At 64.7% G+C, this 21,461-nt stretch carries 20 protein-coding genes and 3 tRNA genes; 20 read left to right on the forward strand and 3 right to left on the reverse strand.

Going from position 1 to position 21,461, the window contains the following annotated elements; translation table 11 throughout:
* Nucleotides 1-190: 190 nt before the first annotated feature.
* The 7 genes from epsA to NMQ16_RS00135 all read left to right on the forward strand — a co-directional run bounded on the left by epsA (nucleotide 191) and on the right by NMQ16_RS00135 (nucleotide 7,346).
* Nucleotides 191-988 carry an XrtB/PEP-CTERM-associated transcriptional regulator EpsA gene (gene epsA, locus NMQ16_RS00105; protein ID WP_257078435.1) on the forward strand — a complete coding sequence of 266 codons (798 nt, stop codon included), beginning with the start codon at nucleotides 191-193 and terminating at the stop codon, nucleotides 986-988.
* On the forward strand, nucleotides 985-1,809 hold the full coding sequence (locus NMQ16_RS00110; protein WP_257078436.1) for an ankyrin repeat domain-containing protein: 825 nt from the start codon (nucleotides 985-987) through the stop codon (nucleotides 1,807-1,809). Before epsA ends, NMQ16_RS00110 begins: the two co-directional genes overlap by 4 nt.
* 217 nt (nucleotides 1,810-2,026) lie before the next feature.
* A complete protein-coding gene (locus NMQ16_RS00115; RefSeq protein ID WP_257078437.1) occupies nucleotides 2,027-4,003 on the forward strand; it encodes a sigma-54-dependent Fis family transcriptional regulator in 1,977 nt (658 codons plus the stop codon).
* Nucleotides 3,993-4,613, forward strand: coding sequence for a flavoprotein (locus NMQ16_RS00120; RefSeq protein ID WP_257078438.1), 621 nt, complete (start codon nucleotides 3,993-3,995; stop codon nucleotides 4,611-4,613). Before NMQ16_RS00115 ends, NMQ16_RS00120 begins: the two co-directional genes overlap by 11 nt.
* Nucleotides 4,565-6,070, forward strand: coding sequence for a DUF6513 domain-containing protein (locus NMQ16_RS00125; protein WP_257078439.1), 1,506 nt, complete (start codon nucleotides 4,565-4,567; stop codon nucleotides 6,068-6,070). The genes NMQ16_RS00120 and NMQ16_RS00125 overlap by 49 nt, the downstream gene beginning before the upstream one ends.
* Nucleotides 6,067-6,630, forward strand: a complete 564-nt coding sequence (locus NMQ16_RS00130) for a DUF447 domain-containing protein (RefSeq protein WP_257078440.1) — start codon at nucleotides 6,067-6,069, stop codon at nucleotides 6,628-6,630. Before NMQ16_RS00125 ends, NMQ16_RS00130 begins: the two co-directional genes overlap by 4 nt.
* Before the next feature lie 5 nt (nucleotides 6,631-6,635).
* Nucleotides 6,636-7,346, forward strand: coding sequence for a (5-formylfuran-3-yl)methyl phosphate synthase (locus NMQ16_RS00135; RefSeq protein WP_257078906.1), 711 nt, complete (start codon nucleotides 6,636-6,638; stop codon nucleotides 7,344-7,346).
* Nucleotides 7,347-7,699: 353 nt separating this feature from the next.
* On the opposite strand, the gene NMQ16_RS00140 is transcribed toward NMQ16_RS00135, so the two are convergent.
* From NMQ16_RS00140 to NMQ16_RS00150, 3 genes are read right to left on the reverse strand one after another with little or no spacing between them, the layout of a single operon-like run.
* Nucleotides 7,700-9,091 carry a sigma-54 dependent transcriptional regulator gene (locus NMQ16_RS00140; RefSeq protein ID WP_257078441.1) on the reverse strand — a complete coding sequence of 464 codons (1,392 nt, stop codon included), beginning with the start codon at nucleotides 9,089-9,091 and terminating at the stop codon, nucleotides 7,700-7,702.
* Nucleotides 9,058-9,495, reverse strand: a complete 438-nt coding sequence (locus NMQ16_RS00145; RefSeq protein ID WP_257078442.1) for a universal stress protein — start codon at nucleotides 9,493-9,495, stop codon at nucleotides 9,058-9,060. The genes NMQ16_RS00140 and NMQ16_RS00145 overlap by 34 nt, the downstream gene beginning before the upstream one ends.
* A 57-nt stretch (nucleotides 9,496-9,552) precedes the next feature.
* On the reverse strand, nucleotides 9,553-10,347 hold the full coding sequence (locus NMQ16_RS00150; protein WP_257078443.1) for an outer membrane protein assembly factor BamD: 795 nt from the start codon (nucleotides 10,345-10,347) through the stop codon (nucleotides 9,553-9,555).
* On the opposite strand from NMQ16_RS00150, the gene rluD reads away from it, so the two are divergent.
* The 13 genes from rluD to NMQ16_RS00215 all read left to right on the forward strand — a co-directional run bounded on the left by rluD (nucleotide 10,346) and on the right by NMQ16_RS00215 (nucleotide 21,435).
* Nucleotides 10,346-11,311 (forward strand): 23S rRNA pseudouridine(1911/1915/1917) synthase RluD, encoded by a 966-nt coding sequence (gene rluD / locus NMQ16_RS00155; protein WP_257078444.1) that lies wholly within the window; start codon nucleotides 10,346-10,348, stop codon nucleotides 11,309-11,311. The genes NMQ16_RS00150 and rluD overlap by 2 nt on opposite strands.
* Nucleotides 11,308-12,063 carry a peptidoglycan editing factor PgeF gene (pgeF, locus tag NMQ16_RS00160; protein ID WP_257078445.1) on the forward strand — a complete coding sequence of 252 codons (756 nt, stop codon included), beginning with the start codon at nucleotides 11,308-11,310 and terminating at the stop codon, nucleotides 12,061-12,063. The genes rluD and pgeF overlap by 4 nt, the downstream gene beginning before the upstream one ends.
* A 32-nt stretch (nucleotides 12,064-12,095) precedes the next feature.
* The gene (locus tag NMQ16_RS00165) at nucleotides 12,096-12,986 is read left to right on the forward strand and encodes a ZIP family metal transporter (protein WP_257078446.1); all 891 of its coding nucleotides are present in this window, start codon (nucleotides 12,096-12,098) and stop codon (nucleotides 12,984-12,986) included.
* A gap of 435 nt (nucleotides 12,987-13,421) precedes the next feature.
* Nucleotides 13,422-15,203, forward strand: a complete 1,782-nt coding sequence (phaC, locus tag NMQ16_RS00170) for a class I poly(R)-hydroxyalkanoic acid synthase (protein WP_257078447.1) — start codon at nucleotides 13,422-13,424, stop codon at nucleotides 15,201-15,203.
* A gap of 68 nt (nucleotides 15,204-15,271) precedes the next feature.
* Nucleotides 15,272-16,012 carry an acetoacetyl-CoA reductase gene (gene phbB / locus NMQ16_RS00175; protein WP_257078448.1) on the forward strand — a complete coding sequence of 247 codons (741 nt, stop codon included), beginning with the start codon at nucleotides 15,272-15,274 and terminating at the stop codon, nucleotides 16,010-16,012.
* An 85-nt stretch (nucleotides 16,013-16,097) separates the two neighbouring features.
* Nucleotides 16,098-16,838, forward strand: coding sequence for a beta-ketoacyl-ACP reductase (locus NMQ16_RS00180; RefSeq protein ID WP_069037385.1), 741 nt, complete (start codon nucleotides 16,098-16,100; stop codon nucleotides 16,836-16,838).
* 152 nt (nucleotides 16,839-16,990) lie between these two features.
* Nucleotides 16,991-17,593, forward strand: a complete 603-nt coding sequence (gene phaR / locus NMQ16_RS00185) for a polyhydroxyalkanoate synthesis repressor PhaR (protein WP_257078449.1) — start codon at nucleotides 16,991-16,993, stop codon at nucleotides 17,591-17,593.
* A gap of 75 nt (nucleotides 17,594-17,668) precedes the next feature.
* Nucleotides 17,669-18,169, forward strand: a complete 501-nt coding sequence (locus NMQ16_RS00190) for a GNAT family N-acetyltransferase (protein ID WP_257078450.1) — start codon at nucleotides 17,669-17,671, stop codon at nucleotides 18,167-18,169.
* Between the two features lie 57 nt (nucleotides 18,170-18,226).
* Nucleotides 18,227-19,558, forward strand: a complete 1,332-nt coding sequence (rimO, locus tag NMQ16_RS00195; protein ID WP_257078451.1) for a 30S ribosomal protein S12 methylthiotransferase RimO — start codon at nucleotides 18,227-18,229, stop codon at nucleotides 19,556-19,558.
* A 2-nt stretch (nucleotides 19,559-19,560) separates the two neighbouring features.
* Nucleotides 19,561-20,991, forward strand: coding sequence for an FAD-binding oxidoreductase (locus NMQ16_RS00200; protein ID WP_257078452.1), 1,431 nt, complete (start codon nucleotides 19,561-19,563; stop codon nucleotides 20,989-20,991).
* A gap of 125 nt (nucleotides 20,992-21,116) precedes the next feature.
* Nucleotides 21,117-21,192: transfer RNA gene (locus tag NMQ16_RS00205), tRNA-Ala, on the forward strand.
* A gap of 35 nt (nucleotides 21,193-21,227) precedes the next feature.
* Nucleotides 21,228-21,303: transfer RNA gene (locus tag NMQ16_RS00210), tRNA-Glu, on the forward strand.
* Nucleotides 21,304-21,358: 55 nt separating this feature from the next.
* A tRNA-Asp gene (locus NMQ16_RS00215) sits at nucleotides 21,359-21,435 on the forward strand.
* The last annotated feature ends 26 nt before the right edge of the window (nucleotides 21,436-21,461 follow it).

Here is a 21,461-nt window from a genome sequence, read left to right on the forward strand (position 1 = left end):
TGGCGCACTCGTCACCCGATTGCAACATTCACCCTTGAGAATCCGACATTGCGGCGTGTCACGCATCGCCGCGCAAGTCATTCAGTCCCGTTTTCCGTTTCGCGCCCATCACGGATTCGCGGAGCGGACATACCGCACACAACGACGGACCGGTCATGCGTCCAGACATACAAGACCGTTCAGGCGCTCCATGAAAGATTCGCTCGCGCAGGAACAGGTGGACGTACAGCTGCTGCTGTTCACGATCGAAACGTCCATCAGGGTGGTCAAGCGCTTCCAGTTCTTTCTGTGGGCGCAGGGTTCGCTGCAGACCTTCCTGCCGCACGAAACCCTGCTTTGTGCCTGTGGTGATCTGGACCGCGGCAACTTCCGCGCGCTGGTGTTTTCGCGTTCCGTCCTTGCGCCTGAGATCGAGGCGCAGATGACCAATCCGGTCGATGGGTTGATCGGCCGTCTGATCGAGGACTGGCGCAACGGCGCGCGCGAACCGCTGGCCCGTTCGAGCGGTCCGCGCAACCGCGACAGCAGTACGGCGCTGCTGCGCACGCTGGGCATCGAGCATGCCCTGGCGCACGGCTGTCGCGAAGCGCGCGGCGAGCAGTCCACGTTCTTTGCGCTGCTCGGCGTGCCGGCGGCGCCGACCAGTCAGGACGCGCGCCACATCGAGCTGCTGATGCCCAATCTTCACCTGGCACTGCTGCGCATCGTCGAGTTCGAGCGCGCCGAATCGGGTGAGCGCACAGGCAGACGCTCGCCTTTTCAGGCGACACTGAGCGGACGCGAGCTGCAGGTGCTCGACTGGGTGCGCGAAGGCAAGACGAATCAGGAAATCGGGCAGATCCTGGACATCAGCCCACTGACCGTGAAGAACCATATCCAGAAAATCCTGCGCAAGCTCGACGTGACCAACCGCGCACAGGCCGTGGCGCGGATCACTGCGCTGCGCGCACACGAAGGCGGCGTCGAAACGGCGCGGGACATGTCATGAACAGGACGATATCGATGCTGCAGCGCCAGACATTCTTCCTTCTGCTGGGCTTCTGGCTGGCCGGCGCGCAGGCACAGGATGTACCACCCGAGTGGCAGGGCCGCATCGCCGAGCCCGAACGGCCGCGCGCCGCCGTGCCGGTGACCGCGCTCGAGTACGCCGACATCCGGCGCAGCGGTGCCGACGTCGAACCACGCACTTATCGTGCGGCGGATATCGCGCTGCTCTCTGCTGCGCGTCGCGGTGAGTGGGTCACCGCGGCGAAACTGCTGAAGGCCGGTGCGCCGGCCAACGCACGAGACGTGTGGGGCGACAGCGTGCTGGTCCATGCGGCGGCGGCCGGTGAAACCGAGTTCGTGCGCGCGCTGATCAACGCCGGTGCCCACGTCGACCGGCGCGGCTCCAAGGGCTTCACGCCGCTGGGCGCGGCAGCGCTCGCCGGCCATCACAAGGTGGTCGATCTGCTGCTGCGCGCCGGTGCCGACATCGACGCCAAAAGTTCGAACGGCCACACGCCGCTGATCGACGCCGTGATGCTCGACCGCAGCGAGGTGGTGGCCGTGCTGCTGCGCCACCGGCCGCAATGGGAATTCCAGACCGAGCGCGAATTCGGCCGCCATGCGCTGTCGCTGGCGGCATCTCTCGGTCACCTGAACGTGCTCGACCAGTTGCTGGAGGCCGGTTTCGACCCGAATATTCCGGATCGCGGCGGTTTCAATGCGCTGTACTGGGCGGTATTCAAGAAGCAGCGGCTGGCCGTCGCCCACCTGCTGGCGCTCGGCGCCGATCCGGGCGCCATGTCGACCGACATCTACGACTGACCGCCGGCACCGCGCAGGTCATCATCTCTGCCGCGCCCGCGCGGCGGTCCGGCCGCCGTCTCGCGGTTGTCGGTTCGGGCAGGGCGCCGGCTGGCCCGGGATGTCGCCCCGGTGATACCATTCGCTGCTTTTCCCACGACCTGCGCGGCCTGCAAAACGATGCGTCCGGCACACCGCGGCGCGCACTGAGCGGCCCGGGCTCCCAAGGCTTGAATTCATGGTGTCTTCCAATTCGGTGGCGGAACACGTCCGTTCGGTTCACGCCATCATCAGCCGTCCGCAACGCCCGGCGGGCCACGAACTCGTGGCCCGCTCGTGGTTGCGCTGCTTTCACGAACTGGGCCTTGACCCGGCCGCCGAAGACAGCCCGCCACCGCTGGCGCCCCAGGCCTGGCGCGAACGCGGCGACCGGCTGGGTGAGGTCATGGACAGCGCAATCCCGGAAATGCAGACACTGCATCGTCAGCTCGACGACCCGCAGTCGGCGCTCGTGCTGGCAGACGCCGAGGGCGTCATCGTCAGCATCGTGCGTCACCCGGGTTTCGCGCGTGAAGCGTCGCTGCGCGGACTGGTTGAAGGCGCGCGCTGGAGCGAGGACGTGCAGGGCACGAATGGCATCGGCACCGTGCTGGCCGAACGTCATTCGCTGGTGATCGCCGGCGAAGAGCACTTTTTTGCGCGCCATACCGACATGGTGTGCGCCGCGGCACCGATCTACGACGGCGTCGGCGAGGCGGCGGCGGTGCTGGCGGTATGTTCGCTCGCTCCGGGCGGCGCACGCGCGCTGCGAGCGCTGATCGAGCGTTCGGCACGGGTGATCGAACACCGCGCCTTCCGGGCCCGCCATGCCGCCGACTACATCATCCGCTTCCACGCCCACGCCGGCCGCGTTCTGACTGCGGTCGACGGTCTGCTTGCGCTGTCGCCGGAGGGTGAGGTGATCGAAGCCAATCACATTGCGTTCGAACTGCTGTCGCCGGAGGGCGAGGCGCTGCTCGGACGCGAAGTGACCGAATTTTTCGGCCAGTCGCTGCCGGAACTGCTGTCGCGTACCTTCCGCGCCGGTTTTCATCCGCTCGCGTTGTCGATGCCGCAGCACCAGACCTGGCATCTGCTGGCCCAGCAACCCTCGCGTACCCGCACGCAAAGCGGTACGCGCGCCAGCGATTCAGCGTCCGCGGCGCAGGCGCTGGCCGAGCTGGACCTGGGCGACCTGCGCATGGCCGGCAACGTACACAGCGCGATGCGCATCCTCGATCGCGACATTCCGCTGCTGATCGCCGGCGAAACCGGCACCGGCAAGGAAGTGTTCGCACGTGCCTTTCACGCGTCAAGCCAGCGCGCGCGCGGGCCTTTCGTCGCGATCAACTGCGCGTCGCTGCCCGAAGCACTGATCGAATCCGAACTGTTCGGCTACAAGCAGGGCGCCTTCACCGGCGCCAATCGCGACGGCCGTCGCGGCAAGGTGCTGCAGGCCGACGGCGGGACGCTGTTCCTCGACGAGATCGGCGACATGCCGCTGCAGCTCCAGGCACGCCTGCTGCGCGTGCTCGAAGAGCGCAAGGTGACGCCGCTGGGTGGCGAGAACGCGGTGCCGGTCGATCTGCAGCTGGTGTGCGCGACACACCGTGATCTGCGCGCCATGGTGCGCGACGGCAGCTTCCGCGAAGACCTGTACTACCGTCTGCGCGGCATGGAAATCAGTCTGCCCCCGTTGCGCGAGCGCACTGACCGCCGCTCGCTGATCGAGCGCTGCCTGAGCGAGGAAAGTGCCGGGCGCCACCCGCCGGTGCGCCTGGGCCATGCGGCGATGAATGTGCTCGACCGCTTCCGCTGGCCGGGCAATATCCGTCAGCTGCGCTATGTGCTGCGCACGCTGGTCGCACTGTGCGACGGACCTGAAATCACGCTGCGCGACATGCCTGCCGAAATGCTGGACGCGCCCGAGCCGGTGCCGCCCGCCACCATCGCGCACGAACCCGCGCATGAGACCGCAGCGGTTCCATCTGCGCCGCCGAGCAACCTCAATCCGTTGCAATCAGCCGAGCGTGACGCGCTGCTGAGCGAGCTGCGTCGCCATCGCTGGAACATCGCCGGACTGGCGCGCGAGCTGGGCGTCAGCCGCAACACCATCTACCGCAAGATGAAGCGGCTCGATATCGACACTGACGCGCAGGTCGGCGATGGCTTCTGATCCGCGGCTCGACCCGCAGTGGGACCCGCTGGAACTGCTGCCCGACGCGCGCATTGCGTGGGGGCTGACCGGATCCGGTCACTTCCTGAAGGAGTCTCTCGAACTGGCGGACGCCATGAACGGCATCGACCTCTTCATGACGCGCGCCGGTGAAGAAGTGCTGAACATGTACGGCTATCCGCTGGCCGACATGAAGAAGCGCTATCGCATCTTCCGCGACAACACCGCGAGCGCGGCGCCGGTCGGGCTGTTCTATCAGGGCCAGTACCACACCGTGGTGATCGCGCCGGCGACGTCGAACACCGTGGCCAAGTGCGCGCTGGGCATTTCCGATACGCTGGTGAGCAATATCTTTGCGCAGGCCGGCAAGCTGCGCATTCCGACCATCGTGTTCGCGTGCGACAGCGAGCCGGTGGTGATCACCGAATCGCCCAGCGAATGGGTGACGCTTTACCCGCGCGCCATCGACCTCGCACACACCGCGACCCTCGGGACCTTCGAACACGTGACCGTGGTCGACAGCGTCGAGGCGCTGAACGCAGCGCTCAAGCGAAGATTGGCATGCCTGAAAACGACTCCGCCCGCTCCGTCGAACGCGTCCTCTTCCTGACCGGGCATCTGGCGCAGAAAAGCCTGCACCGGATACTCGACGACATGCAACCGCTGCCCTTCGCGCCCGAGGTGCTGGACATCGGCGTCAATGTCGCCGGTCTGATGACGGCCGAACTGATCCGTCGCCGCCTGCCGGCGCCGGTCGCCGCCGACCGCATCATCGTGCCCGGCCGCTGCCGCGGCGACCTCGATGCGCTGGCGCAGCACTACGGCGTGCCGGTGCAGCGCGGACCGGACGAACTGAAGGACCTGCCGCTGCACTTCGGGCGCAAGGCGAAGGTGGCCGATCTGTCGAAGCACGACGTGCTGATCTTTGCCGAGATCGTCGATGCGCCCCGGGTCGAAGTGGCTGCCGTCGTCGAACGCGCACAGCGCTACCGGCGCGACGGTGCGGACGTGATCGACATCGGTTGCCTGCCCGACACCGATTTTCCGCATCTCGAAGACTGCGTGCGTGCGCTCAAGGCCGAAGGTTTCCGCGTCAGCGTCGATTCGCTCGATCCAAAGGACCTGCTGCGCGGTGCCCATGCCGGCGCGGATTTCCTGCTCAGCCTGAAGGAAGACACGCTGTGGGTGGCCGACGAGGTCGACGCCACGCCCATCCTGATTCCAAACACGCCGGGCGACCTCGATTCGCTGCGTCGCGTGGTCGACCTGATGGTCCAGCGCGGCCGGCCTTTCTTCGCCGACCCGATACTGGAACCCATCCACTTCGGGCTGACCGCGTCCATCGTGCGTTTCCACGAGCTGCGGCGCAGCCACCCGGACATTCCGATGATGATGGGCGTGGGCAATCTGACCGAACTGACCGATGCCGACACCAGCGGCATCAATGCGCTGCTGATGGGCATCATTTCGGAGCTGCGCGTGGGCGCCATCCTTGCCACCGAAGTCAGCCCGCATGCGCGTCGCGCGGTGCGCGAGGCCGACTGGGCGCGCCGCATCATGTTCGCCGCGCGCGAGGACAACGCGCTGCCGCGCGACTATTCCGGTGCGCTGATGACCACTCATGCACGACGGCCCTACACCGACACGCCGCAGGAAATCGTCGACGTGGCCGGTGCGGTGCGCGACCGCAATTTCCGCATCCAGGTCGCCGAGAACGGCGTGCATATCTACAACCGCGACGGCCACCAGGTCGCGACCGACCCGTTCGATCTCTACCCTAAGCTGGGCGTCGAGGACGACGCCGGTCACGCGTTCTACCTCGGTGTGGAGCTGGCGCGCGCGCAGATCGCGTATCAGCTGGGCAAGCGCTACGCGCAGGATGAAGAGCTGGAGTGGGGCGCTGCGGTCGATCCGAAGCCGGTCGACCTGCAGGTGCATCGCGCGCCGGGCAGCACCACGAAGAAGAAGCCGAAGAAGGCCGCCGAGCGGCTGGCCGACGCACAACAGGGCAGCATGCCCGACGGCACACAGGATCCCGACCAGGACCGCATACAGGACACGCCATGATCTGGGAAACCATACTCACCACTGTCGACGTGCAGGGTCGCACCCACATCACGCCATTGGGCATCCGCGAGGAGCGCGGACTCACCGTGCTGTCGCCGTTCCGCCCGTCCTCCACATTGGACAACGTGCTCGCCAACCGTGTGGCAGTGGTCAATTTCACCGACGATGTGCGCGTGTTCGCCGGGTGTCTGACCGGCCGGCGCGACTGGCCGGTGCAGCCCGGTGAAGAAGTTGCCTGCGCGCGGCTGGTCAACACGCTGGCCCATCGCGAACTGGAGCTGGTCGAGGTCGAGGAAGACGATGTCCGCCCGCGTCTTTACTGCCGCACCGTGCACGAGGCCGGTCACGGTGCCTTCCCCGGTTTCAACCGCGCCCGATCGGCGGTGGTGGAAGCCGCCATCCTGGTCAGCCGCCTGCACATGCTGCCCATCGAGAAGATCGATGCCGAACTGGCTTACCTGCAGATTGCCATCGACAAGACCGCCGGCCCGGCCGAACGCGAGGCCTGGGGCTGGTTGATCGAGAAGATCAACGCCCATCGGGCCGGAGTGCAGCCTTGATCCGCATGCTTGCCAGCGTGAGAGACCTGGCCGAGGCGCGGGTCGTGCTCGACGCCGGCGTCGACCTGATCGATCTGAAGAACCCCGCCGACGGCGCACTCGGCGCATTGCCGGTCGATGTCATCCGGGAAGTCGTCGACTTCGTTGCCGGCCGCACGATTACCAGCGCCACCGCCGGCAACCTCGACCCGGATGCCAGCGAACTGCAGGCAGCGATGGCGCGCATCGCCGCCACTGGCGTCGACTACGTGAAGGCCGGCCTGTTTCCACGCGGCTGGGCGCACGGTGGGCGGGGCTACATCGAGGTGTTCGACTGTCTCGCCGGGCTGCAGCCGCAGCCCGGCGTGCGCCGCATCGCGGTCCTGTTCGCCGATCTCGCGCCGACGCTCGATCTGGTGGATGCGGTGGCCGAAGCTGGCTTTGAAGGTGTCATGGTCGATACGGCGCTGAAGCAGGGCGGCAGCCTGTGCGATGTTGCTTCTTCTGGATGGCTGGCCGATTTCGTTGCACGCGCTCACGGCCGCAGCCTCATGTGCGGCCTGGCTGGGTCGTTGCGTGTGGAGCACATCGACGCGCTGGCTTTACAGGCTCCCGACTACCTTGGCTTTCGCGGCGCGCTGTGCGTCGGGCGCGAGCGCGGCAGCGAACTCGACAGCGAAGCGGTGCGGCGCGTGCGCCAGAGGCTGCGCGCCATCGAGCACGATGCGGTCGTCTGACGGCTCGTCGGTCGCCCGTCTTCAGCCCGTTGTTGGGCATCGCTGCGCTCACCCCAACCTACGCGCCGCACTCCGTAGGTTGGGGTGAGCGCAGCGATGCCCAACACATCGGCCGTATCACCCGTGTCGCCGGAGCGACGCAAGCGTCGCTAAACCCCAGATGTGGGAGGTCGGCTGGGTACAGCCGACCCGTGGCGCCGGAGCGACACATGCGTCGCTAAACCCCTGATGTGGGAGGTCGGCTGGGTACAGCCGACCCGTGGCGCCGGAGCGACACATGCGTCGCTAAACCCCTGATGTGGGAGGTCGGCTGGGTACAGCCGACCCGTGTCGCCGGAGCGACGCATGCGTCGCTAAACCCCGGCGACACCCCACATCGCGCATTTGCGTTCTATGGTTTTGCGCGACACGCCCAGTTGGCGGGCGGCTTCGGACTTGTTGCCGCCGCAGGCGGTGAGCACATCGAGGATGTGCTTGCGTTCGACGTCATCGAGCGCGGTGCGCTCGCCTGCGGCGGGCGGGGACAGGCTGCCGAGGGCGTCGGCCGGAAAGTAGCCGAGGATGAGGGCGCGTTCGACCAGGTTGCGCAGTTCGCGGATGTTGCCGGGCCAATCGTAGCCAGCCATGCGAAGCACGGTGTCGCGGTCGAGCGGAATGGGCGCCACGCCGAGGCGGCACGACAGTTGCGCCATGAAGTGGGCGATCAGCAGCTTCACGTCTTCACGCCGTTCGCGCAGCGGCGGAATGGTGATGCGCACGACGTCGAGCCGGTAGAAAAGGTCCTGACGGAAGCGGCCGGTGCGCACTTCGGTGGCGAGGTCACGGTTGCTGGCGGCGACGATGCGGATGTCGACCGGGACTTCGCGCGTCGAGCCGACCGGGCGGATCATGCGGTCTTCGAGCACGCGAAGCAGCTTGGTCTGCATGGCCTGCGGCAGTTCGGAAATTTCGTCCAGGAACAGCGTGCCGCCCTGAGCATAGAACAGCAAACCGGGGTAGTTGTCCTGCGCGCCGGTGAACGCGCCTTTCACGTGACCGAACAGTTCGGATTCGATCAGTTCGGCACTGATGGCGCCGCAATTGACCGGCACGAACGGTGCTGCGGCGCGCGGGCTCATCTGGTGCAGCGCACGCGCGGCGACTTCCTTGCCGACGCCGGACTCACCGGTCAGCAGCACGGTGCTGGGCATCGCCGCGGCGCGTCGCAGCACGGTGGCCAGTTCGCGCACCGGTGCGGATTCGCCGACCATGCCTTCAACGCCTTCGGTCTGGCGCGCGATTTCCCGGCGCAGCACATAGTTTTCACGAAGCAGGCCGGCGCGGTCGAAGCAGCGGCCGACGGCATTCATCAGCTGGTCGATGCGGAAGGGCTTCAGGATGAAGTCCGACGCGCCGGCACGCAGCGCGTTGATGGCGGTTTCGATGTCGGCAAACGCGGTGATCAGGATGACATCGCACTGGTGCCCCTGTTCGCGCAGCTCGTTGAGCCATTCAAGGCCGCTGCGGCCGGGCAGGGTGATGTCGAGAATGATGAGGTCGAAGTGCAGCCTGGCGAACAGTTGCTGCGCGGATTCGACGCTGCCGGCTGCTTCCACCAGACCACAGCGCACACCGAGTGCGCGCGTGATGAAACTCCGCATGCCTTCTTCGTCGTCGACCACCAGCACCGAATACTGCTGCCAGTCGCGCGTGCCCGCGCGCGCCGCAGCCGTCACGGGTTCTGCACGGCGACCAGGATGCTGCATGGCGCTTCCTCGACAAGCGAAGCGCCTACCGAGCCCTTCCACCAGCGCTCCAGCCGCGACGGGTGGTGCTTGTGGCCGATCACGATGAGGTCGACCTTCAGTTCGCGCGCCATGCGGCTGATCTCGCGCACCGCGTCACCGGTCACCAGATGGCCGGCCGCCTTCACGTTGCGTGCCGCGAGCTGGGCCAGGCCATCGTCGAGCACCTGCGCGAAGCGTGCGTTTTCCTCTTCCTGCGGCACGTCGGCGACAAAGCCTTCGGCGACGAATAGCGTCGGTGCAATCGGCGCGACCGCCAGCAGGTGAATGTCGGCATGCAGCAGGTTATTGATGTCGGCGCACTCGAACAGCGCGCGGCGGCCGGATTCGGATCCGTCGTAGGCGAGCAGGACCTTGCTGTACATGGGACGCTCCCTGTCGATACAGTCAGATCTGCCGCGCGGGACTGCGCGGCAGGATGATTACCAGAGCTTCCACCACGGGTCGTCCTTGCCGTCCTGGAAGCCCAGTTCCGGATAGGTGCTCTCGGGGAAGTTCTTCACCATGACGCGCTGGGCATCTTCCTGCAAGTCGCTCAGGCCGAGCTGTTCATACGAGCGGGTGAGGATGTACAGCGCTTCTTCGGTCGACGGCGATTCCTGGAAATTGCTGATCGCGAACTGTGCGCGGTTCGCCGCGGCGAGATAGGCGCCGCGCCGGAAGTAGTATCGCGCCACGTGTACTTCGGCGGCGGCCAGCGCATTGACCAGATAGCCCATGCGCGCCTTGGCGTCCGGCACATACTTGCTGTCCGGATAGCGCGTGATCAGTTCCTTCAGCGCATCGAACGAGTCGCGCAGGCCCTTGGGGTCGCGTTCGGTCATGTCCTGACGCGAAATCTTGCTCATGAAACCCATGTCTTCGTTGAAGTCGACCAGGCCGCGCAGGTAGAAGATGTAATCGATGTTCGGGTGATTGGGGTGCAGGCGGATGAATCGTTCGCAGGCGGCAAGCGCCTGTACGCGGTCACCGGAGCGGTAGTAGGCGTAGGCCACCTCGATCTGCGCCTGCTGCGCGTAACGGCCGTAGGGGTAACGCGCTTCCAGCTTTTCGTACATCTTGACCGACTGGTCGAAGGCGCCTTCGTCGAGCAGTTGCTTGGCTTCGGTGTAGAGGCGCTGCGCCGACCAGTTGGCCGTTTCGTCGATCTTCTTCGGCAGGATGTTGCAGCCAGCGGACAGCATCACCACAAGCACTATCGTTAAAATACGCCACATGACCGAACCAGCCCTGGAAGAGATTCAAGAAGAGGATTATATCGCCGAGCCGCCCGGTCATCGACTTCATGCAGTGGTGCCGCCCGGCGTGGTCGGCCAGCGGCTCGACGTGGTGCTGGCTGCAGTGTGGCCGCAGTACTCGCGGGCGCGGCTTCAGGACTGGCTGCGCGCGGGTCGGGTGAAGGTGGACGAGGCGGTGGCGAGCGACACCCGGCGCCGCACCTTCACCGGCGAGCGGCTCGAACTCGATCCCGACGTACCGGCGCCGGACACTGTGCATGCGCCGCAGGACATCCCGCTCGACATCATCCACGAAGACGACACGCTGCTGGTGGTCAGCAAGCCGGCCGGCATGGTCGTGCACCCGGGCAATGGTGTGCCGGACGGCACCTTGCTCAATGCACTGCTGCATCACCGCCCGGCGCTGGCGCAGGTGCCGCGCGCGGGCATCGTGCATCGGCTGGACAAGGACACGACCGGCCTTCTGGTGGTGGCCTGTACGCTCGAAGCGCAGACCGATCTGGTGCGTCAGCTGCAGGCGCGCTCCGTGTCGCGTCGCTACATTGCGGTGGTCAGCGGCACCGTGCGGGCCGATGGGGTGGTTGACGCGCCGATCGGCCGTCACCCGGTGCATCGCACGCGCATGGCTGTCGTGCCGACCGGGCGGCCTGCGCGCACCCACTACGCCTTGCGCGATCGGCTGCGTGACGCCACGGCGGTCGAGTGCCGGCTGGAAACCGGCCGCACGCACCAGATACGCGTACACATGGCATCCATCGGTCACCCGCTGCTCGGTGACGACACCTATGCGCCACGTCCGGTGGCGGCGCAGTTCGGCCGGCAGGCGCTGCACGCCTGGCGCCTCGGACTGATCCACCCGCGAAGCGGTGCCGACGTCGCCTGGGAGGTGCCGCTGCCGGATGATCTGGTGCAGTTGATCGACAGCCTGCGACTGCCCCGATGACGCTGCCGCTGATCCGCCCCGACTGGCCGGCACCGCCTGGCGTGCACGCGGCCGTGACGACCCGTCTCGGCGGGGTCAGTCAGCCTCCGTTCGGTCCGTTCAACCCGGCGTCGCACGTCGGGGACGATCCGGCTGCGGTTGCGGCCAATCGCGCGTTGTTGCGCGCCTGCCTGCCTGCCGAACCGCTCTGGCTCGATCAGGTGCACGGTGCGGACGTTGCGGATGCGGACCGCGACCGCACGGCGTGTGCCGACGCATCGGTGTCGCATCAGCCGGGTTCGGTGTGCGCGGTGCTGACCGCCGACTGTCTGCCGGTGCTGTTCTGCAACCGTCAAGGCACGGTCGTGGCTGCCGCGCATGCAGGCTGGCGTGGCCTGGCCGCTGGCGTGCTCAGCCGTACCGTCGAACGCATGGGCTGTCCGGCGTCAGACATCCTTGCCTGGCTCGGACCGGCCATCGGGCCGGATGCCTTCGAGGTCGGACCTGAAGTGAAGGATGTCTTTGCGGCACGGCTGGCACGGGCAGAAGACGCGTTCCGGTCCGGCGAGGGCGACCGGCTGTTTGCCGATATCTACCGGCTGGCCCGGCTCGAGCTCGCACAGGCCGGTGTGCAGGCCGTGTATGGCGGCGGTTTGTGTACGGTCGGACAGGCCGGGCTGTTCCATTCGTTCCGGCGCGACGGTCGCACCGGGCGCATGGCCAGCCTGATCTGGCGGACTGCAAACCCCTCTATGTCGCCGGATCAAGGATAATCCGGCCTCTTTTCAGCTACTCGCGGCACTTTATGTCTGTACTCATGTGGATCGTGCTTGCCTCTTTCGTGGGTGGCGTGATCAGTGTATGTGCCGCTGCCCTGGTCGGTTTTGCCGCGAAGCCGCACAGCATTCCGCTGCTCATCAGCTACTCGGTCGGTGCGCTGCTCGGTGCATCGCTGCTCGGTGTGCTGCCGCAGGCGATCACCGAAATCGGCAGCGTCGAGCTGGCCACGAGCATTCTGCTGGCCGGCATCCTCGGCTTCTTCCTGCTGGAAAAGCTGGTGCTGTGGCGGCACTGCCATGAAGTGAGCTGCGAGGCGCACGATCCGGTCGAAGTGAAGCGAAGCGCGACTGCGCATTCATACCGGCCGGTTGCGCCGGCGGCCATACCCGTCGCGCTCAAGGCTCACAGCCACCTCCCGGGCGGTGGCCATGCGCATGGGTACGGCAGCGAGGAATCGATGCGCAGCGCATCGTTGATTCTGATCGGCGATGCCTTTCACAATTTTGTCGACGGCGTGCTGATCGCCGCTGCCTTCACTCAGAGCATTCCACTCGGCATCGTCACCGCGACCGCGATCGTGGCGCACGAAATTCCGCAGGAGGTGGGTGACTATCTGGTGCTGCTGCACTCGGGCATGAGCCGCATGAGGGCGCTGGCCTTCAATCTGCTGTCGAGCATGGCCACGCTGGTCGGCGCAGTGGGCGCGTACTTCGCGCTGGCGTCTATCTCAGGGGCGGTGCCCTACCTGCTGTGCATCGCGGCTGCCAGCATGATCTATGTCGCCGTCGCCGACCTGATCCCCGGTCTGCACCGCCGTGCCGAGCTGTCCGCCACCATTCAGCAGGTGGTGCTCATTTCGGCCGGCATCGGCAGCATCGTGCTGATCCACCATCTGGTCGACGGATTCGCCCACTGAAGCTTCGGCCTGCGCGAGCAGCGATTTCCGATGCGCCGCGCGCCGTCGCGCCGGCGTGCCGAAAATCCACAGAAAAAGGGCCAGTGGCGCCAGACCGTAGAAAACAAAGGTCATGATGCCGGCGATGACGGACTGTTCGGTGATCGACATCATCAGCACGACGTAGATCCAGGCGATGGCGACGATGTACATCCGGTATGACTCCTTCCGCACTACGGGATTGACACAGTTTTTGTGCAATGCAACAATTCTTGGCGATGCTGGATGGCGCAAGGTATAAATGCGCTGCATTCATGCAAGGCCGGACCTGAAGACAGGTCCTTTGATGTTGCCGCTGCTATGCTCGGTAGCCGTAAATCCGTACCCGATCACACCACAGCTTACCGTCGCTGGCCGTGCATACGGGTACATCAGGAACGACAGGAATCGAAATAGATGAGCAGTGAATCGGCAAGCCCCGGGCCATCTTCGATGCCGCCATCCGGCGAACAGACCCAGGACTGGATGGCCATCATGACTGCCATGAGCCGCCACTTCAGCGATTTCATGGCTCGTCAGCAGCCAGCGGATGGTGCCCGCGCCGCTGCTGGTCAGACAGCGCTTCCGCCAATCGGTTTTCCGCCGCCGGAAGCCGAGCGCTTCAACGCCCTGCATCAGCAGTGGCTGACCAGCCAGCATCAGCTCTGGCAGGCCTTTGCACAACGCAAACACGATGAGCCGGGTACCCCGGTGGTCAGGATGGATCCGTCGGATCGCCGCTTCCGTGCGCCGGAATGGTCGGAGAGCCCGTATTTCGACTATCTGCGCCAGGCTTATGCGCTCAACTCTGCCTTCATGCGCGAATGCGTCGAGGCGACGCCGGTGGCCGACGGACGTGCCAAGGAGCGCATGCGCTATCTGTCGAAACAGATGATTGAGGCGATGTCGCCGGCGAATTTCGCCGCGACCAACCCCGAATTCATCCAGACGGCGCTGCGCACCGAAGGCGAAAGCATCCGCAAGGGCATGGAAAACCTTTTGCGCGACCTGCAGCAGGGCTACATTTCGATGTCGGCACCGGGTGCCTTCGAGGTCGGGAGGAATCTGGCCGTGACGCCAGGCTCGGTGGTGTTCGAGAACACGCTGATACAGCTGATCCAGTACGCGCCGCTGACCGCCAAGGTGCATGCGAAGCCATTGCTGATCATTCCGCCCTGCATCAACAAGTACTACCTGATGGACCTGCAGCCGGAAAACTCGCTGGTGCGCTATCTGGTCGAACAGGGCTTTACGGTTTTCCTCGTGTCGTGGCGAAATCCGGACGATTCGATGGGCAACCTGACCTGGGAAAACTACCTCAGTCTCGGCCCGCTGGCGGCGCTGGATGTCGTACGCGACATCACGGGTGACGCACAGCCGAACACGCTGGGTTTCTGCGTCGGCGGCACCATTCTGGCCTCGGCGCTCGCCGTGGCTTGCGGACGCGGCGAGAAGCCGGCGGCCAGCATGGCCTTGCTGACCACGCTGCTCGACTTTTCCGACGCCGGCGAACTTGCCTGCCTGATCGACGAAGGCATGGTGGCTGCGCGCGAAGCAACCATCGGACGCGGTGGCGTGCTGCCCGGGCGCGAACTGGCGCAGACCTTCAGCAGCCTGCGGCCGAACGACCTGATCTGGAATTACGTGGTCGGCAACTACCTGAAGGGCGAAACACCCCCGCCTTTCGACATCCTGCACTGGAACTGCGACAGCACGAATCTGCCCGGGCCCTTCCTGACCTGGTATCTGCGCAACCTGTATCTGGAAAACAGCCTGCGCGTGCCGGGCAAGCTCGAAGTGCTCGGCGTGCGGCTCGATCTCGGCAAGGTCGACATGCCGGCCTACCTGCTCGCCACATCGGAAGATCACATCGTGCCCTGGACCGGCGCCTACCTGGCGCGCGGACTGCTCGGCGGCGACACCACCTTCGTGCTCGGCGCCAGCGGCCATGTTGCCGGCACGATCAATCCGGTTTCGAAGGACAAGCGCTCGCACTGGACAGGCGGCGACGCATCGACCGCGCTGGAATGGCGCGCGGGCGCCACCGAACATCCGGGCAGCTGGTGGAAGCACTACGCCGTGTGGCTGGCGGGCAAGTCCGGCAAGAAGGTCGCCGCGCCGAAAGCCCCCGGAAATGCAAGGTATGCCGTGATCGAAGCGGCACCCGGACGGTACGTGAAAGGGCTGGCAACGACTTGAGAAATGGCGGCCTTAAAGAGGGGGGCCGCGGCAGCGAAATACCCTCACAAAAATCGGAGGAGACAAGCATGGCAAGAGTTGCACTGGTAACGGGCGGCATGGGCGGATTGGGTGAAGCGGTCTGCATCAAGCTCGCTGCACTGGGTTTCCGCGTGGTCACCACGCACAGCCCGGGCAATACGAAGGCAGCCGAATGGCTGCAGGCAATGAACAACATGGGCTATGGATTCAAGGCCTACGCGTGCGATGTGTCGGACTTCGATTCGTGCAAGGCGTGCGTGGAAACCGTGACCCGGGAAGTGGGGCCTGTGGATGTGCTGGTGAACAACGCCGGCATCACGCGCGACATGACATTCAAGAAGATGACGGCGGCGGACTGGAAAGTGGTGATTTCGACCAATCTCGACTCCTGCTTCAACATGACCAAGCAGGTCATCGACGGCATGACCGAGCGCAAGTGGGGCCGCGTCATCAATGTGTCGTCGGTCAATGGTTCCAAGGGCGCCTTCGGCCAGACCAACTATTCGGCTGCCAAGGCCGGCATGCATGGCTTCACCAAGGCGCTGGCGCTTGAAGTGGCGCGCAACGGCGTCACGGTCAACACGATTTCACCGGGCTACATCGGCACCAAGATGGTGATGGCGATTCCGCAGGAGATTCTCGACAGCAAGATCCTGCCGCAGATTCCGGTGTCGCGTCTGGGAAAGCCGGAAGAAATTGCAGGCCTCGTGGCCTACCTGGCGTCGGACGAAGCCGCTTTCGTCACCGGCGCCAACATTGCAATCAACGGTGGTCAGCATATGGCCTGACCGCCAGCGCGGATGTCCGCGCAAAACTTCCACCCCGTCCGGCGGGGGTGGAAGCTCACTGACGCAGCTGGCTGGGAGATGAGTGATGACGAAAAGAGTGGCGCTGGTAACCGGCGGTATGGGCGGCCTGGGAACGGCAATCTGCAAGGCACTGGCAAAGGACGGCTACACCGTGGTGGCCAACTGTCTGCCGGGCTTCCCGCAGAAGGACGAGTGGCTGACGAAGATGCAGACGGAAGGTTTCGACCTGAAGGCTGCCGAAGGTGACGTGTCGGACTATGAGTCCTGCAAGGCCATGATCGAAAAGGTCGAACAGGATTTCGGACCGGTGGACGTTGTCGTCAACAACGCCGGCATCACCCGCGACAAGTTCTTTTCGAAGATGGACAAGGGCCAGTGGGACGCCGTGCTGACCACCAATCTCGACAGCCTGTTCAACGTGACCCACCAGGTTGCCGGCCGCATGGCCGAACGTGGCTGGGGGCGCATCATCAACATCTCGTCGGTCAATGGCGTCAAGGGTCAGGCGGGGCAGACGAACTACTCGGCCGCCAAGGCTGGCGTGATCGGTTTCACCAAGGCGCTGGCGGCCGAAATGGCCACCAAGGGCGTCACCGTCAATGCCATTTCGCCGGGCTATGTCGGTACCGAAATGGTCATGTCGATCCGTGACGACATCCGTCAGAGCATCATCGATTCCGTGCCGATGAAGCGTCTGGGCAAGCCGGAAGAAATCGGTGCGGCGGTGTCCTATCTTGCGTCGGAACTGGCGGGCTATGTCACCGGCGCAACGCTGAACATCAACGGCGGGCTTTACTACCAGTAAGCCTTGGCGTCTGAGCAATCAGCGCACTAAGTATCAAAGCAAAGGCCTTATGCGGCACTGCCGCATAAGGCCTTTGCTTGCTGTATGATCGAAAATGTTGCGGGCAAAACCCACCGCTCCGACGCAGAGCCATCGAACGAGGACAGGACATAATGAGCGTTTCGCAAAGCCGCGAGGGGACCAGTTCCACCCACAGGCTGATCAAGAAATACCCCAACCGCCGGCTTTACGACACCCGTACGAGTTCCTACATCACCTTGTCCGACGTGAAGGAACTGGTCCTCGAGAACGCGGAATTCCAGGTGGTCGATGCCAAGACCGGCGACGACCTGACGCGCAGCATCCTTCTGCAGATCATCATCGAAGAAGAGAGCGAAGGCGTGCCGATGTTCACGTCCGACCTGCTGTCGCAGATGATCCGTTTCTACGGCAATGCGATGCAGGGCATGATGGGCAAATACCTTGAAGGCAACATCAAGGCATTCACCGACGTACAGTCCAAGCTGCAGGATCAGGCGCGCGCCATCTACGGCGACAACAATGCCATGAGCAAGGATCTGTGGGCCCAGTTCCTGAACTTCCAGGGCCCCGCCATGCAGAGCATGATGGGTGCCTACATGGAACAGAGCAAGCGCATGTTCGTGCAGATGCAGGAGCAGATCGAACAACAGACGCGCTCGATGATGTCCGGCTTCAAGTTCCCGGGCTTCACGCCACCGCAAGGCGGCGACAAGGGGCCGCCGCCAACCAAGTAAGCGGCAACGTATGACGGTGCGAACCACTCAGAGCCGATCCGCAGGGTCGGCTCTTTTGTTTGCGGAGACGCCGCGTTGATCAATGCCTGCCTGCTTGCCGATCGGCTGGTGCTGGTGCCGATGACTCAGGACGACGTATCCGATCTTGCGCTGATCGCGGCCGACGCGTCGATTTTCCGCTACATCCCCGACGTTGCGCTGCCATTCGACGCCGGACGCTGGGTGCGCAGCGTGATTGCCAACGACGCGCACCGCATCAAGCACGTGATCCGTCTCAGGACCGGCGAGCCGGTCGGCTTCCTGCAACTCGGGCAACGGCGCAACGGCGATCTGCAGATCGGCTACTTCCTCGCCCGTGCGCATTGGGGGAACGGATTCGCGCGCGAAGCCTGTCTGTCCGTACTCGGGTTTCTCGCCAGTCGAGGCGAAGCACACCCCGTTCATGCTGCAGTGCATCGCGACAACCTGGCGTCGCTCCGCATGCTCCGATCGATGGGCTTTCGCCGCCTCGATTCAATGCCGCCCTGCGCCGATTTGCCGCCAGACATGATCGACCACGTCCGGCCGTCGTTCTGAGCGGTCCGGGACGAACTGGGCGGTATACTTGTCTGTTGATTTCCTATCGAGTGCTTCATGAGCAAGAATCCGAGTGTGGGTTTCCTCAGCCTGGGGTGTCCCAAGGCTACGGTTGACTCCGAATCCATCCTGACGCGGCTGCGCTCCGAGGGCTACGACATTTCACCGACCTATGACGGTGCCGACATCGTCGTGGTGAACACCTGTGGCTTCATCGATGCCGCGGTCGAGGAATCGCTCGATGCAATCGGCGAGGCGCTGGCCGAGAACGGCAAGGTCATCGTGACCGGCTGCATGGGCGCCGAAGGGCCGAAACGCCAGCAGGTGCTGGAAACGCACCCGCAGGTACTGGCGGTGACCGGTCCGCACGCGACCGAGGAGGTCATGAACGCGGTGCATCGCCACCTGCCCAAGCCGCATGATCCGTTCACCGATCTGGTGCCGCCTCAGGGCATCCGTCTGACGCCGTCGCATTACGCCTATCTGAAGATTTCCGAAGGATGCAACCACCGCTGCAGCTTCTGCATCATTCCGTCGATGCGCGGCGATCTGGTCAGCCGGCCGATCGGCGATGTCATGCGCGAAGCCGAAACGCTGCGCGACGCCGGCGTGCGCGAACTGCTGATCGTGTCGCAGGACACCAGCGCCTATGGCGTCGATGTGAAGTACCGCACCGGCTTCTGGGGCGGCAGGCCGCTGCGCACCAAGCTGTATGACCTGGCCAGTGCGCTGGGCGAACTGGGCATCTGGGTGCGCATGCACTATGTGTACCCATACCCGCACGTCGATGACATCCTGCCGCTGATGGCGGAAGGCAAGATTCTTCCCTATCTCGACGTGCCGTTCCAGCACGCCAGCCCGCGCATCCTGAAGGCAATGAAGCGGCCGGCCAATGCCGAGAACAATCTCGAACGCATCCGCGCCTGGCGCGAGATCTGTCCGGACATCACGATACGCAGCACCTTCATCGCGGGCTTTCCGGGCGAAACGGACGCCGAGTTCGAAGAGCTGTTGCAGTTTTTGGGCGAAGCGCGGCTGGACCGTGTCGGCTGCTTCGCCTATTCCCCGGTCGAGGGTGCGACCGCCAACGATCTTCCGGGCGCGGTGCCGGAAGAGGTGCGCGAAGAGCGCAGGCAGCGTCTGATGGAGTTTCAGGAAGACATCAGCACGCAGCGGCTGGAAGAGAAGATCGATCGCGAAATGATCGTGCTGGTCGACGAAGTGGATGACGATGGCGCCGTGGCGCGCAGCGAGGGCGACGCGCCGGACATCGACGGTCTGGTGCACATCCTCGACGGTCAGGACCTCGATGTCGGAGACTTCGTGCGCGTACGCATCACCGACTGCGACGTGCATGACCTCTACGCCGAACTGGTCACCGAGGACTGACGATGGAGCGCGAGCGCATCGCTGACGCGCTCGCCGGGCTGCGCGATCTCGTCGGCGACGCCCACGTGCTGACAGCCGCTGCTGATACCGCCCCGTACCTGACGGACTGGCGCGGCCGCTACATCGGCGATGCGCTGTGCGTCGTGCGCCCGGCAACGACCGAAGAACTGTCTCGCGTCGTACGGCTGTGTGCCGACGCCGGGCTGCCCATGGTGCCCCAGGGCGGCAATACCGGCCTGTGTGGCGGCGCAACGCCGCGCGCGGGGCAGGGGGAGGTGCTGGTCAATCTTTCGCGCCTGAACCGCATCCGTGCGCTGGATCGCGACAACGCGTCGATCATTGTCGAAGCCGGCTGCAAACTGGCTGCCGTTCAGGCGGCTGCGCGCGACGCGGGTTTGCTGTTCCCGCTCAGCCTCGCGTCGGAGGGATCGTGCGAAATAGGTGGCAACCTGTCGACCAACGCGGGCGGCGTGCATGTATTGCGGCATGGCAATGCACGCGACCAGGTGCTCGGGCTGGAAGTCGTGCTGCCCGACGGTCGCGTCTGGGACGGTCTGCGTGCCTTGCGCAAGGACAATACCGGCTATGACCTCAAGCACCTGTTCATCGGCGCCGAAGGCACCCTCGGCTTCATCAGCGCCGCCGTGCTGAAGCTGTCGCCGTTGCCGGCGCATTCGGCGCTCGCCTGGGTGGCGCTGGATGATGCGCAGCGCGGCATCGATGTGCTGGCGCATCTGCGCACGCAGGCAAGCGACGTACTGAACGCCTTCGAACTGATCGGGCGTGAGGCGCTGGCGCTGGTACTCAAGCACATGCCCGACACGCGCGACCCGTTGTCCGGCGTTGCGCCCTGGTATGCGTTGGTCGAAGTGTCAGGGAACCAGCCCGGGCTCGATGAGCGCCTGGGTGAGCTTCTGGGAGCCCTGATGGTGCGGGGCGTGATGCGCGACGCGGTGATCGCTCAGGATCTTTCGCAGGCGGCTGCACTGTGGGCGCTGCGCGAAAACATTTCCGAGGCGCAGCGCATCGAGGGTTTCAGCGTGAAGCACGACATCAGCGTACCGGTCAGTGCGATTCCGTGCTTCATCGATCAGGCCGGTGCGCGCATCTTGAAGGCATTGCCTGGCGTACGTATCGTGGTGTTCGGTCATGCCGGCGATGGCAACCTGCACTACAACCTGTCCTTCCCGCAGGCAGAAGACAACGCGCGGCTGCTGGCCGACGCAGCAACCGCCAACGCACTTGTCTATGAAATGGTGCGCGAGCTGGCGGGATCGGTATCTGCCGAGCACGGCATCGGTCAGCTCAAGCCGCAGCTGCTGGCCGCATGCAAAAGTCCGGTGGAGCTCGACCTGATGCGTGCAGTGAAACACGCACTCGATCCGCAGGCCCTGATGAATCCAGGCAAGCTGCTGCCACCGCCTTTCATCTGAAGGCAGACTTCCGCAATATGCGGAAGCACTACGTATATGGAATGCATGCGCTGGTCAGGCAAAAATAATCGTCCGGCTCACTTTACAAAGCGCCCGGACTGCTTATAATGCGCGTCTCTTTCGACGGGGGTATAGCTCAGCTGGGAGAGCGCTTGCATGGCATGCAAGAGGTCAGCGGTTCGATCCCGCTTACCTCCACCAGGCGAAAGAGAAGAAGCAAAAGCAGCACAAACTAGGTCCCCATCGTCTAGAGGCCTAGGACACTACCCTTTCACGGTAGGTACCGGGGTTCGAATCCCCGTGGGGACGCCAGTGATTCCGCTGGTCAGTCAAGTGAGTCCGGAAATGCTAGTGCCGGCACCAACAAGGAGTGGTAGTTCAGTTGGTTAGAATACCGGCCTGTCACGCCGGGGGTCGCGGGTTCGAGTCCCGTCCACTCCGCCAGCAATAATCGGGGCACAGCACGTGCT

It is taken from the genome of Methyloversatilis sp. XJ19-49 (assembly GCF_024580145.1).
Taxonomy (GTDB): Bacteria; Pseudomonadota; Gammaproteobacteria; order Burkholderiales; family Rhodocyclaceae; genus Methyloversatilis.

Bases quoted from the DNA above. Each gene is read 5' to 3' on its own strand.
- NMQ16_RS00110 (WP_257078436.1), top strand. From the start codon at position 985: ATGAACAGGACGATATCGATGCTGCAGCGCCAGACATTCTTCCTTCTG.
- rimO (WP_257078451.1), top strand. From the start codon at position 18,227: ATGAGCAAGAATCCGAGTGTGGGTTTCCTCAGCCTGGGGTGTCCCAAG.
- NMQ16_RS00200 (WP_257078452.1), top strand. From the start codon at position 19,561: ATGGAGCGCGAGCGCATCGCTGACGCGCTCGCCGGGCTGCGCGATCTC.
- NMQ16_RS00140 (WP_257078441.1), bottom strand. From the start codon at position 9,091: ATGCAGCATCCTGGTCGCCGTGCAGAACCCGTGACGGCTGCGGCGCGC.
- NMQ16_RS00150 (WP_257078443.1), bottom strand. From the start codon at position 10,347: ATGTGGCGTATTTTAACGATAGTGCTTGTGGTGATGCTGTCCGCTGGC.
- phaC (WP_257078447.1), top strand. From the start codon at position 13,422: ATGAGCAGTGAATCGGCAAGCCCCGGGCCATCTTCGATGCCGCCATCC.
- NMQ16_RS00145 (WP_257078442.1), bottom strand. From the start codon at position 9,495: ATGTACAGCAAGGTCCTGCTCGCCTACGACGGATCCGAATCCGGCCGC.
- NMQ16_RS00120 (WP_257078438.1), top strand. From the start codon at position 3,993: ATGGCTTCTGATCCGCGGCTCGACCCGCAGTGGGACCCGCTGGAACTG.
- NMQ16_RS00115 (WP_257078437.1), top strand. From the start codon at position 2,027: ATGGTGTCTTCCAATTCGGTGGCGGAACACGTCCGTTCGGTTCACGCC.
- NMQ16_RS00180 (WP_069037385.1), top strand. From the start codon at position 16,098: ATGACGAAAAGAGTGGCGCTGGTAACCGGCGGTATGGGCGGCCTGGGA.
- phbB (WP_257078448.1), top strand. From the start codon at position 15,272: ATGGCAAGAGTTGCACTGGTAACGGGCGGCATGGGCGGATTGGGTGAA.
- NMQ16_RS00165 (WP_257078446.1), top strand. From the start codon at position 12,096: ATGTCTGTACTCATGTGGATCGTGCTTGCCTCTTTCGTGGGTGGCGTG.
- NMQ16_RS00125 (WP_257078439.1), top strand. From the start codon at position 4,565: ATGCCTGAAAACGACTCCGCCCGCTCCGTCGAACGCGTCCTCTTCCTG.
- pgeF (WP_257078445.1), top strand. From the start codon at position 11,308: ATGACGCTGCCGCTGATCCGCCCCGACTGGCCGGCACCGCCTGGCGTG.
- rluD (WP_257078444.1), top strand. From the start codon at position 10,346: ATGACCGAACCAGCCCTGGAAGAGATTCAAGAAGAGGATTATATCGCC.
- phaR (WP_257078449.1), top strand. From the start codon at position 16,991: ATGAGCGTTTCGCAAAGCCGCGAGGGGACCAGTTCCACCCACAGGCTG.
- epsA (WP_257078435.1), top strand. From the start codon at position 191: ATGAAAGATTCGCTCGCGCAGGAACAGGTGGACGTACAGCTGCTGCTG.
- NMQ16_RS00130 (WP_257078440.1), top strand. From the start codon at position 6,067: ATGATCTGGGAAACCATACTCACCACTGTCGACGTGCAGGGTCGCACC.
- NMQ16_RS00135 (WP_257078906.1), top strand. From the start codon at position 6,636: ATGCTTGCCAGCGTGAGAGACCTGGCCGAGGCGCGGGTCGTGCTCGAC.